We start from the raw sequence: 11,258 nt of genomic DNA, 5'->3' as shown, positions 1-11,258 counted from the left end.
AATCAAACAAGACATGGCAACTCTCTAAACTGATACACATCAATAGAGAGCCAGTCTTCCTTTCCTCGTTCGATCTGAACAGAGCACGCGACCTAAAAATGTCGCATCTCTATCTTGCCCATCTGTCGCATCTGTATATTGCTGTTATATACGTCGATTGCATAAGATAGATTATGGAACTATCCGATGTGAAGTTCGCGTGAGAACCTGACCTCAAAGCCGATGCCATTATGAAAGCTGCCCTTGCTTTCGAGGACGTGCCGCCAGCGTGAATATCAGCGACGCCGCGCGATATAGAGATGTCCTGGAACCGGCGCTCCCTGTTCACTGCGAACGACAATATCTTCGCAGCACACACAGTCCATATCATGGTTGTCGAGCATCGCACGCACATAGGATTGTGCGTGTGCAAAGCGCTGATAATTACCGACCATAAATGCGCGTCCGGCAAGTCGCGCATCGTCCAATGTCTCGCTTGAAAAGCCGAAATGTCCGCCTGACGACAGATGTGCGGCGACGCCCGCGAAGAATTTGTCGAGTTCGCCCATATATGGCAGGACATCGGTGGCGACGATCAGGTCCCATTGCGGTTCGTTGGTGGTCTCGAGAAAGCGTACGGCTTCGCCGACAAACAGCGCCTGATAATCGCCTTTCTCGTAAGCGACTTCGATCATGTTTTCAGAAATATCGACGCCCGTCTTATGTCCGGCCATGTCGTCGAGCGCGTCGGCGGATAAACCGGTGCCGCAGCCGAGATCAAGCATGCGTTCTGCGAAAAACTCCTCGTCCAGTTCAAGGAGCATTTCGCGCAGCTGCAGCGGAACGTCATAGCCAAGCTGGTCTACAAGGATTGTGTCAAACATTTCGGCGTGCTGATCGAAAAGCGTGGACACATAGGCATCCGGCGCCTTTAACGGCACAGCGCCGCGTCCCATGCTCGCAAGCCGCACGGCAGCGCCGCCATGGTCATCAGGATCGATGCGCAGCACATCCTCATATGCCTTGGCGGCAGCATCGAAATCGCCAGCCTTTTCCAGAGCGAGAGCCCGGTTATAGGCTTCTGCTAGTGCTTCCTGATCAAAAGCCTGGGCATCGTTCTTTGCCATTGATTTCTGCCTTCTCCGCCTTGCACTGCGCACGTGCAAAGACAGCGCAACAATTGCGCACATTTCGTTAGAATATTTGAAGGCCGGAATCCCGTAATCGCGGAGCCAGCCCCTGCCCGTTCTCCTACGCCGATCCAATTGCACTCGCAAGCGCATTATGGAAAGGTTTGTTTCCGTTTTAAATAAAACAGATAAATCTAATATTGTTTATAATTTCCATTGGGAAAAATAATCGATGGAAATATAAAATCGTAATGGTAGCGTCATGATACTTTACGGGCATTTACATCATTATATCATTTAACTGTAATGAGGCTCAGGTGCGCAGTTCAATTTTGAAATTATTGGTCTTTCTGGCTGCTGTTGCCGCGAGTATCAATCTCGCTCGCGCTGATGCAGAACAGGAACTGGCCAAAAAACTCGCCAACCCCATTTCAAGCCTCATCAGTGTTCCTTTCCAGCAGAATTACGACTGCTGCTTCGGCCCCAAGGATGCTTACCGATATTCACTCAACATTCAGCCTGTCATTCCGTTTTCGCTGAATGAGGACTGGAACCTTATCGTCCGCACAATTGTGCCCGTCGTCTATCAGGAGGCTCCAGCGGCCGGTTTCGACAGTCGTTTTGGTCTGAGCGACACAGAACAGAGTTTCTTCCTTTCGCCCGCGCAGTCTCTGGACGGTATAACCTGGGGCGTTGGCCCCGTGTTTCTGTGGCCGACCGCCACCAGCAGCGAGCTTGGCACCGGCAAATGGGGGGCAGGCCCGACAGGTGTCATCCTCAAGCAGCATGGCGGCTGGACCTATGGCGCACTGGCCAACCATATATGGTCCTATGCCGGGCACAGCGACCGTGAGGCTGTCAGCCAGAGCTTTGCCCAGCCGTTTCTCACCTATACTTTTCCCGATACGACAGCGCTGAGCCTTTCGTCGGAGTCCTCCTATGACTGGACCTCGGAGCAGTGGACCGTGCCGATCAACGCGGGCATATCGAAGGTTTTCAAGTTCGGAGAACAACGGGTCAGCCTCGGTGTTTCTGCGCGGTATTATGCGGAAGCACCGTCGGACGGGCCCAAATGGGGCGCCCGCTTCGTAACGACGTTTCTATTTCCGGAAAAATAGGAGAACGCCCTACTCCGCGGCAGCCGTAACACGTTCGTCGTGATCTTTATGGTCGGCCAGTTTTCTGGCGATCACTGCGCAGGCCATGAGCTGTATCTGATGAAAGAGCATCAGCGGCAAAACGATGCTGCCGACATTCGCACCGGCAAAAATGGCGCTCGCCATTGGTGCGCCGCTGGCGAGGCTTTTCTTCGAGCCGCAGAACATGATCGTGATGCGGTCGGGCCGGTTGAAGCCCAGCCATTTACTTCCGTACCAGGTCGCAAGCAGCACGGCGACCAGCAGGACGATATTGACGCCCACCATCATGCCAAGATCGTCCCAGGACACGGTACGCCAAAGGCCTTCAACCACGGCCTCGCTGAAAGCCAGATAGACCACCATCAGGATGGAGCCGCGATCGACGAAACCGAGCGCCTTGCCGTGGCGCCGCATGAAACTCCCGATCCAGGGTTGCAGGATTTGCCCGAGCACGAATGGCGCCAGCAGTTGGAGCAGGATGGATTCAAGCGCGTCGACCGATATTCCACCGCCGCCTTTGACCGCAAACAACAGGCCGACCAGCAACGGTGTGAGAAACATGCCGAAAATGTTTGACGCTGACGCCGACACGATTGCCGCCGAAACGTTGCCGCCCGCAATTGAGGTGAAGGCGATCGACGACTGGACCGTCGAAGGCAGAACGCAAAGAAAGAGGATGCCAGTAAAAAAGGCCGACTGCGACAGTCCAGGAACGGACCATCCCGCCGCCAGACCGAGGATAGGAAACAGGATGAACGTCGATGAGAGCACCGCCAGATGCAGTCTCCAGTGCGTTATGCCTGCAACGACAGCCTCTCGCGATAGCCGGGCACCATGCAGGAAGAACAGGAGCCCGACAGCAAATTTGGTCGCCAGTGCAAACCACTCTGCAAATTCACCATGTACGGGTAGCACCGACGCAAACAGGATGGTCACGATCAGCATGCTGGTGAATTTGTCAGGCAGGAAACGCATCATATCGTCCAATCTCGCGGCATTTCAAAAGTCTCGGGAGGAGTTGCAATCCCCCCGATGTCCGGAAACAGCTCGCAATTTCAAGAGCGGGCCCGAACTATGAACTAATTCGGACCTGTCCGGTTCATTCGTAGCCGTTGGGGTTCTTCGATTGCCAATGCCACATGTCCTGGCACATCTCGCGCAGGTTCTTCTCCGCTGACCAGCCGAGGAAGTCGCGGGCAAAGGTTGGATCGGCGTAGCATTCCGCCACGTCGCCAGGACGACGCGGTGCGATCTCATATTTGATCTCGCGGTTGGAAACATGCTCGAAGGCCTTGACCACATCGAGAACGCTATAGCCCTGCCCCGTGCCCAGATTGACCGAGAAGCACTGCGGCTCATCAAGCTTCTTGAGCGCTTTCAGATGCCCAGCAGCCAGATCGACCACATGGATATAGTCGCGAACGCCGGTGCCGTCAGGCGTCGGATAGTCATTGCCCCAGACATTCAGTTTCTCGCGGCGGCCGGTCGCGACCTGCGCGATGATCGGCATCAGATTATTCGGAATGCCTTTCGGGTCTTCACCGATCAGGCCGCTCTCATGCGCGCCAACCGGGTTGAAATAGCGCAGAATGGCGATCTTCCAGCTATTGTCGCCATTATAAATATCGCGAAGCATGTCTTCGATGACGAGCTTGGTGCGACCGTAGGGATTCGTCGCCGTCAGTGGCTGGTCTTCGGTGATCGGTAGTTTCTGCGGATCGCCATAGACAGTGGCCGACGAACTGAAAACCAGCGTTTTGACGCCCGTGGCCTCCATGGCTTGCAACAGTCGGAGTGTCCCGACCACATTGCAATCATAATAGAGCATCGGCTTTTCGCTCGATTCCCCCACAGCCTTCAGACCGGCGAAGTGAATGACCGCGGTGCATTTGTGATGCCGGATCACCTGTTCCAGAAAGGCGCGGTCACGAATATCACCTGCTTCACGGCGCGGCGTGCGCCCGGTAATCTGTTCGATGCGATGCAGGGCTTCCGGGTGGCTGTTATCAAAATTATCGACCACAACGACGTCGTGGCCTGCCTCGATGAGCTGAACGCAGGTGTGCGAACCAATATAGCCGGCACCGCCAGTCACAAGAATTGTCATCGTTTATGTATCCGCTTGTTGAACATACCGCCCCGATGTGCGATCCCCGGCTGACTATGCAAAATCAGTAACAGACTTCAAGCCATCCGGCACGATTCTCTCGAATTGACAGACACGGATTAGCCAAGTTTGATGGAGCGAAGATGAAACCATCCCGCAATATTGATCGCTTGCTGGAAATCATGGCAGCGCTTCGCGACCCGGAAACCGGCTGTCCGTGGGATGTGGAACAGAGTTTCGAATCCATCATGCCCTACACGCTCGAGGAAACTTATGAGGTCCTCGATGCCATAGAGCGCAACGATATGGACGATCTGCGTGAAGAGCTTGGCGACCTGCTGTTGCAGGTGGTGTTTCACTCGCGCATGGCCGAGGAACAGGGCAGCTTTGCATTCGGCGATGTTGTCGAAGCCATCACGCACAAGATGATCAGGCGGCATCCGCACGTTTTTGGTGACGCCGAAGCCAGAAGTGCCGGCATGGCCAAGGGGTCGTGGAACCGCATCAAGGCAGAAGAAAAAGCCGAACGGGCCGAGCGGCGCTCCAAACTTGGACTTGAAACGACGGAAAAGAACGGCTTCCTGGATGATATTCCACAAGCCTTTCCCGCCCTGCTCCGCGCCCTGAAACTTCAGCAGAAAGCTGCGAAAGTCGGATTCGACTGGTCTGAAGCGGCATCGATTCTCGACAAGATCGCCGAAGAAACCGCAGAGCTCAAGGAAGCAATGGCGGCACAGGAACGCGGAAATATCGAAGAGGAATATGGCGACCTGCTGTTTGCCATGGTCAATCTTGGCCGCCATCTCGAAATCGACGCGGAAACCGCACTTGTCGCCGCCAATGAAAAGTTCAAGCGGCGGTTCCATTTCATCGAAAAGACACTCGGTGAAGCCGGTAGCGATCTCGACGCTGCTACCCTCGACGAAATGGAAGCAATCTGGGGTGAAGCGAAGAAAAAGGGTCTTTAGAGCGGGATTCTGTTTTGCTGAAGGCGGGTTCCCGCTCTCTGGAATCATGCTCTCATGACGCCTATTTCTTGTCTTCCCATTTTGGCCGGAACATCTGATAGACGCTTTCCGTCGTGGAAAAATCCATGTAGCCGAGCCTGCTAACAGGTTTGGTCTTGGCAATATCGATGAGTCCCTCGGTCAAAACCTGTTCATCGATATGGACGCCGACAACTTCGCCAATCACCATGTAATTGTCAGTCAGCCTGCCCTCTTTATCCTGCAATCGCTTGATCTGCACCGCAACGCATTCAAGCGCGGCGTAGGCTTCCTTGACGCGCGGCGCTGCGATAAGCCTGCTTGCTGCCCTCGTGAGACCCGCATAGTCAAACTCGCTGACGCCGCGCGGGGCGTTGACGGATGACGCATTCATCTGCGTTCTCAAATGATCGCTCACCAGATTTGCGGTGAACTCACCGGTTTGCTCGATGAACGAAACGCTGTCCTTCGCACCGTTCGAGGAAAACATGACCATTGGCGGCGTGTCACAGATCGCGTTGAAGAAGGAATAGGGCGCGAGATTGACTGCTCCCTCCTTCGATTGCGTCCCTATCCAGCCAATGGGGCGCGGGGCCACGATCGCCTTGAACGGATTATGGGGCAGCGGGTGCCCTTCCCTCGGTTCGTAAAACATAAGCCTGTCCGTTGATTAGCAATGGTTGTTAAAGCCGATACTAGGCTTGCTCCCACGGGCCGGAATATTCCGATACGATCTTGTCCATATCTGCTCTCGGACGTTCCGGCATCTTGTTTGCCGCCGTTCCGACATGAACGAACCCGGCAACGCGTTCATGAGGCGCCAGCCCCAGAAATGCGCGGGCGGGCGCGTCGTCGGCATACCAGTTTGTAATCCAGTTGGTAGCGTATCCGAGCGCGTTGGCAGCGGTGCAAAGGTTCATGGCTACGGCCCCGGCGGACAGAAATTGTTCCCATTCCGGAATGCGCTCGTGGGCGACGGGCGATGACACGACGCCAACAACGAGCGGCGCGCGGGAAAAGCGCGTCAGCTCTTTTTCCTTCCGACCTTCCGGAAGCGGGCCTTCAATTTCTTCGGCTCGCCGGGCCAGATATTCGCCAACCCTGACACGTGCATCGCCACGATAGAGGATGAAACGCCACGGCGTCAGACGTCCGTGGTCCGGCACGCGCGCGGCGACTTTCAGCAGTGCTGCAAGTTCCTCGCCCTCGGGTGCCGGTTCGGTAATCGCCGAAATCGGGGTGGAACTGCGCTGCGCCAGAAAATCGAATACCGGGTGGGCCACGGATAACCTCATCACTAAAATGCTGCTTATATTGCTCCACTTATTGGGCTGCCTCTTCTCGCCCGTTGCACCCAAACTGTAAAGTCAAAATTCAAGGATGGAACAATTGCATGAATTTGCAAAAATGCGGGCTCCGAAAGCGATTTGGCCTTGAATTCGCCACCCGCATGGGCTCAAAAATACAGCATGTCGGATTGCTTGAACCTGCTTTATTCAAAGAGAAAAACAGCCCTCGGGAGAGGATCGCTTCTATCAGCGATCATGCTTGCCGTCAGTGCAGTGCCATCGTTGGCTCAGGGCCTCGATCCGCAGACACATATTCCGCAATTGCAGTCCACGACGACCGGCCTGCCCGACTTGCCGCAACCGGCGCTCAATCTCCCGACGCTGAACAATTACGCCTCCCCCTCAAGTCCCGAGAACAATCCGCTTGCCCAGACGCGCGAACTCGATCTCAAGGCGCGACTGAGTGAGGACGGCGGAGACATCCCGGCAGGGCTTGTCTGGCGTGTATTCTCGCCCGATGTCGGAGCTGATGGTCAATTGCCGCTTATCGCGAGCGCACAGGGCGGCGGCGCGGTTTTCAACCTGCCCGAAGGCAGCTATCTCGTGCATGTCGCCTATGGGCGCGCGGGTGCCACAAAGCGCATCACGGTTGGAAATGCGACGCGCCATGAAGTGATGATGCTGGATGCCGGTGGGATGAAGCTTAGCGCTATCCTGCCCGATGGCGGCAAGATCAACAATGATCTCCTGCGTTTCTCGATTTATGCCGACGAGGATAATAGTGACCGTTCGCTGATCGTCCCCGACGTCAGGCCGAACACGATCATCCGCCTCAACAGCGGCACCTATCACGTTGTTTCCAACTATGGCTCGGCGAACGCCATCATCCGTGCGGATATTCGGGTGGAAGCCGGTAAACTGACCGAAGCGACAGTTCAGCATCGTGCTGCGGAAGTGACGTTGAAGCTTGTGCGCGAGCGCGGCGGCGAAGCGCTTGCAGACACATCCTGGTCTATCCTCAACGCTTCCGGCGATGTGGTGCGTGAAAGCGCCGGCGCCTATTCATCAATGGTTCTCATCGAAGGCGACTATGTTGCGGTCGCCAAGAACAAGGACCGCATTTATCAGCGTGATTTCAAGGTATCGTCCGGCAAGAACGAGGAAGTTGAAGTCGTCGCCAATGGCGAATCCGAACCTGCTCAGGACAGTATGGATTGACTCTCCCCGCCTTAAAAAATCAAAGGCCGCGCAGTGCGCGGCCTTTTTATTATCAATTGCCATTCTTCAGACGGAGCAGATCGGGCGGTGTCGCCTCTTCCACAAGGCGCGCGAGGGCTTCGTCGAGCGTCATCGATTCCTGATCCCGGGAACCGAGACGGCGCATATTGACGGTGTTTTCCTCCGCCTCGCGCTTGCCGCAAACCAGGATCACCGGAACCTTCTGCAACGAGTGCTCACGGACCTTGTAGTTGATCTTCTCGTTGCGCAGATCGGTTGCGACCTGCAATCCGGCGGCCTTCAGCTTGGCGGCAGCCTGTGCGGCATATTCATCGGCGTCCGAGGTGATCGTGGCAACGACAACCTGCACCGGCGCGAACCACAACGGCATGTGACCGGCGAAGTTCTCGATCAGAATGCCCAGAAAGCGTTCCATCGAACCGCAGATCGCGCGGTGGATCATCACCGGCTGGCGCTTTTCCGAATCCTTGTCGATATAGAAAGCACCGAAGCGTTCCGGCAGGTTGAAATCGACCTGCGTGGTGCCGCACTGCCATTCACGGCCGATGGCATCCTTCAGCGTATATTCGAACTTCGGCCCGTAGAACGCGCCCTCGCCCGGCAAGACGCCGGTCTTGATGTTGTTGGACTGCTGCTGGATCTGATCCAGCACCGACATCATCACGCTTTCTGCACGATCCCATAGTTCGTCCGACCCCACGCGCTTTTCAGGACGGGTGGACAGCTTGATGGTGATCTCCTCGAAGCCGAAATCCTTGTAGACCGACAGGATGAGATCGTTGATGCGCAGGCACTCCGCCGCCATCTGCTCTTCGGTGCAGAAGATATGCGCATCGTCCTGCGTAAAGCCGCGCACACGCATCAGCCCATGCAATGCGCCGGACGGTTCGTAGCGATGCACATTGCCGAATTCAGCAAGCTTGATCGGCAGATCGCGATAGGATTTCAGGCCGTGCTTGAATATCTGCACATGGCCGGGGCAGTTCATCGGTTTCAACGCGAACACGCGATCATCGTCGGTTTCATCCCCGGCGACGGTCACCTTGAACATGTTGTCGCGATACCAGCCCCAGTGACCGGAGGTTTCCCACAGCGACTTGTCCAGCACCTGCGGCGCGTTCACTTCCTGATAGCCGTGGCTGTCGAGGCGGCGGCGCATATAGCTCACCAGGTTCTGGAACATCTTCCAGCCCTTGGCGTGCCAGAACACGACGCCCGGCCCTTCTTCCTGGAAATGGAACAGGTCCATTTCCCGGCCAAGGCGGCGGTGATCGCGCTTTTCGGCTTCTTCAAGCATATGGAGATAGGCCTGAAGATCGTTATCGTTCGCAAAGGCAGTGCCATAGATGCGGGTCAGCATCGGATTGTTGGCATCGCCGCGCCAATAGGCGCCGGCAACCTTCATCAGCTTGAAGGAATTGCCGATCTGGCCTGTCGAGGCCATGTGCGGACCGCGGCAGAGGTCGAACCAGTCGCCCTGATAATATATCTTGAGATCCTGCCCGGCAGGAATGGCATCAACCAGTTCCACCTTGTAGTTTTCGCCTTTGTCGGCAAAAACCTGCTTGGCCTTTTCGCGCGACCAGATTTCCTTGGTGAACGGCTTGTTGCGCTGGATGATCTCGCGCATCTTCTTTTCGATCACCGGAAGATCGTCGGGCGTGAACGGTTCATTGCGCGCGAAGTCGTAATAGAAGCCGTTTTCGATGACAGGACCGATGGTGACCTGCGTGCCCGGAAAGAGCTCCTGCACGGCTTCTGCCAGAACGTGCGCCGTGTCGTGGCGGATCAGTTCGAGCGCGCGCGGGTCTTCGCGGGTCAGAATCTCGACCTTGCCGGAAGCGCCGAGGGGATCGGAAAGATCGCGCACGGTGCCATCGACGGCGTAGGCAACAGCTTTTTTGGCAAGTGATTTGGAAATCGATTCCGCAAGGCCCGCGCCGGTCATCGACGCATCGTATTCACGCACAGAGCCATCGGGAAATTGCATGGAAACGGTATTCGACATTCTAGTCATCCTTATCCAGTCCCGCCAACGATTGCGGGTGGGGTTCATGCGTATGAAATGAAGGTTGGGTTCTAGTCTTTTTCGCCCGGTCAGTAAAGCGCGACACGCTGACAGCGTCAGGCCGCGCTTATCGACGTTGAAAAGAATAAATCAGTTCCGGATCGGCAGGCAGTCAATCTTCTGCTGCTTCAGCTGAGCGCATGCCTTTTCGGCGGAGGCCGAATCCTTGAAGCCGGAGAAACGCGCGCGATAGACCTTGCGACGCTTTTCGGCCGGAGAAATTTCAGCCTTCAGACCGGGCGCGACCTTGTCGACCGCAGGTTTATACCTGGCCAGCAGTTGCTTTGCGCCGTCAAGCGTCGGCGGAGCGCCAAGCTGGATCGTCCAGGCAGATGCGCCAGCGGCAGAGGCGATCAGGAACCCGCCATCGCCCTGCTCGATGCGCGAATCGTCGATCAGCCCGGCGACAGCGTCGGCTTTGGGCTGGGCTGCGGCTGTTTGCTTCGCGACAGGCTGCGGCCTGGCCATTGCAACAAGCTGCCCCTTGGTATCGGCGCCTTCGGTGCTGAATCGTGTCAGAAGCTTCGCCATCTGGTCGTCGCGCTGCCGCGCCGATCCGGCGCCAAGAACAACGCCGACAAGATGCTTGTCGTTGATGATAGCCGAGGAAACGAGATTATAGCCGGACACGTCCGTATAGCCGGTCTTGATTCCGTCCACGCCCTGATAGCGGTACATCAGGGTGTTGTGACCGTTCAGGACGCGGTTGCGGAACGTGAAGGAGCGCGTGGAAAAAAGCGCATATTGTTCCGGAAAGTCGCGACGCAGGCTCATGCCGAGAATTGCCATGTCGCGAGCGGTGGTAAGCTGTGTGGCCTTGGCAGTCAGGCCCGAAGGATTGACGAAGAAGGTGCTCTTCATGCCGATCTGGCGCGCCCGCTGCGTCATCAGGCGACCGAAAGCGGCTTCCGATCCCGCCATATACTCGCCCATTACCGTCGCCGCATCATTGGCCGATATGACGATCATGCCATATATGGCGTCGTGCACGGTGATGGTTTCGCCCGGCTTCAGCCAAAGCTTCATGCGGACCTTGGATGCGGCGTTCTTCGAAATGGGCATTGCATCGTCCCAATGCAGCCTACCGGTCTTGAGCGCCTCAAAAGCGAGATAAAGCGTCATCATTTTCGCCAGCGAAGCAGGCGCATGCTGAATATTGGCGTCGTCCTGACCGAGAATCCGCCCGCTATCGGCATCGAAAACCACCCAGGAGGTGCTCGCCATGGACGCGGATGTACAAAGCACACCTGCACCAAGCGCAAAGGATGCAATGAGACGCGAAAGGCGGGACGATGATTTCAGCATAACAGCTCGCAGGAAT

10 protein-coding genes are annotated in these 11,258 nt (G+C 56.3%); 3 read left to right on the top strand and 7 right to left on the bottom strand.

Annotated features, from left to right (window positions below; genetic code table 11):
- Positions 1-275: 275 nt before the first annotated feature.
- A complete protein-coding gene (locus ACOWVS_RS05790) occupies positions 276-1,106 on the bottom strand; it encodes a class I SAM-dependent DNA methyltransferase (protein WP_075041686.1) in 831 nt (276 codons plus the stop codon).
- Positions 1,107-1,426: 320 nt separating this feature from the next.
- On the opposite strand from ACOWVS_RS05790, the gene ACOWVS_RS05785 reads away from it, so the two are divergent.
- Entirely contained in the window at positions 1,427-2,227 is an 801-nt protein-coding gene (locus tag ACOWVS_RS05785) for a hypothetical protein (RefSeq protein ID WP_075041685.1), read from the top strand.
- A 9-nt stretch (positions 2,228-2,236) separates the two neighbouring features.
- Here the strand turns inward: ACOWVS_RS05785 and ACOWVS_RS05780 are convergent, their stop codons facing one another.
- Together ACOWVS_RS05780 and galE are read right to left on the bottom strand one after the other, a co-directional pair.
- Positions 2,237-3,223, bottom strand: a complete 987-nt coding sequence (locus tag ACOWVS_RS05780; RefSeq protein WP_075041696.1) for a bile acid:sodium symporter family protein — start codon at positions 3,221-3,223, stop codon at positions 2,237-2,239.
- Between the two features lie 124 nt (positions 3,224-3,347).
- Positions 3,348-4,355 carry a UDP-glucose 4-epimerase GalE gene (galE, locus tag ACOWVS_RS05775; RefSeq protein WP_021585139.1) on the bottom strand — a complete coding sequence of 336 codons (1,008 nt, stop codon included), beginning with the start codon at positions 4,353-4,355 and terminating at the stop codon, positions 3,348-3,350.
- A 143-nt stretch (positions 4,356-4,498) separates the two neighbouring features.
- Between galE and mazG the strand changes: the two genes are divergently transcribed.
- Positions 4,499-5,323 carry a nucleoside triphosphate pyrophosphohydrolase gene (gene mazG, locus ACOWVS_RS05770; RefSeq protein ID WP_075041684.1) on the top strand — a complete coding sequence of 275 codons (825 nt, stop codon included), beginning with the start codon at positions 4,499-4,501 and terminating at the stop codon, positions 5,321-5,323.
- 61 nt (positions 5,324-5,384) lie between these two features.
- On the opposite strand, the gene ACOWVS_RS05765 is transcribed toward mazG, so the two are convergent.
- Complete coding sequence (locus ACOWVS_RS05765; RefSeq protein ID WP_075041683.1) at positions 5,385-5,996, bottom strand: flavin reductase family protein; 612 nt, start codon at positions 5,994-5,996, stop codon at positions 5,385-5,387.
- Between the two features lie 40 nt (positions 5,997-6,036).
- Entirely contained in the window at positions 6,037-6,624 is a 588-nt protein-coding gene (locus ACOWVS_RS05760) for a nitroreductase family protein (protein ID WP_075041682.1), read from the bottom strand.
- A gap of 261 nt (positions 6,625-6,885) precedes the next feature.
- On the opposite strand from ACOWVS_RS05760, the gene ACOWVS_RS05755 reads away from it, so the two are divergent.
- Positions 6,886-7,848: a hypothetical protein gene (locus tag ACOWVS_RS05755; RefSeq protein ID WP_420868365.1), complete on the top strand. Its 963-nt coding sequence runs from the start codon at positions 6,886-6,888 to the stop codon at positions 7,846-7,848.
- A 52-nt stretch (positions 7,849-7,900) separates the two neighbouring features.
- Here the strand turns inward: ACOWVS_RS05755 and thrS are convergent, their stop codons facing one another.
- Both thrS and ACOWVS_RS05745 read right to left on the bottom strand, forming a co-directional pair.
- The gene (gene thrS / locus ACOWVS_RS05750; RefSeq protein WP_075041680.1) at positions 7,901-9,877 is read right to left on the bottom strand and encodes a threonine--tRNA ligase; all 1,977 of its coding nucleotides are present in this window, start codon (positions 9,875-9,877) and stop codon (positions 7,901-7,903) included.
- Positions 9,878-10,027: 150 nt separating this feature from the next.
- The gene (locus ACOWVS_RS05745) at positions 10,028-11,242 is read right to left on the bottom strand and encodes a D-alanyl-D-alanine carboxypeptidase (protein ID WP_075041679.1); all 1,215 of its coding nucleotides are present in this window, start codon (positions 11,240-11,242) and stop codon (positions 10,028-10,030) included.
- Between the last annotated feature and the right edge of the window lie 16 nt (positions 11,243-11,258).

Origin of the sequence: Brucella sp. IR068, assembly GCF_049065885.1 — a bacterium.
Classification (GTDB): Bacteria; Pseudomonadota; Alphaproteobacteria; order Rhizobiales; family Rhizobiaceae; genus Brucella; species Brucella intermedia.
Note: the sequence above shows the minus strand (reverse complement) of the source record. Positions and strands in the feature narration are given on the sequence as shown.

Excerpts from the sequence above, each read along its gene's own strand:
- ACOWVS_RS05765 (WP_075041683.1), bottom strand. The coding sequence starts at position 5,996 with ATGTTTTACGAACCGAGGGAAGGGCACCCGCTGCCCCATAATCCGTTC.
- thrS (WP_075041680.1), bottom strand. The coding sequence starts at position 9,877 with ATGTCGAATACCGTTTCCATGCAATTTCCCGATGGCTCTGTGCGTGAA.
- ACOWVS_RS05755 (WP_420868365.1), top strand. The coding sequence starts at position 6,886 with ATGCTTGCCGTCAGTGCAGTGCCATCGTTGGCTCAGGGCCTCGATCCG.
- galE (WP_021585139.1), bottom strand. The coding sequence starts at position 4,355 with ATGACAATTCTTGTGACTGGCGGTGCCGGCTATATTGGTTCGCACACC.
- mazG (WP_075041684.1), top strand. The coding sequence starts at position 4,499 with ATGAAACCATCCCGCAATATTGATCGCTTGCTGGAAATCATGGCAGCG.
- ACOWVS_RS05790 (WP_075041686.1), bottom strand. The coding sequence starts at position 1,106 with ATGGCAAAGAACGATGCCCAGGCTTTTGATCAGGAAGCACTAGCAGAA.
- ACOWVS_RS05780 (WP_075041696.1), bottom strand. The coding sequence starts at position 3,223 with ATGCGTTTCCTGCCTGACAAATTCACCAGCATGCTGATCGTGACCATC.
- ACOWVS_RS05745 (WP_075041679.1), bottom strand. The coding sequence starts at position 11,242 with ATGCTGAAATCATCGTCCCGCCTTTCGCGTCTCATTGCATCCTTTGCG.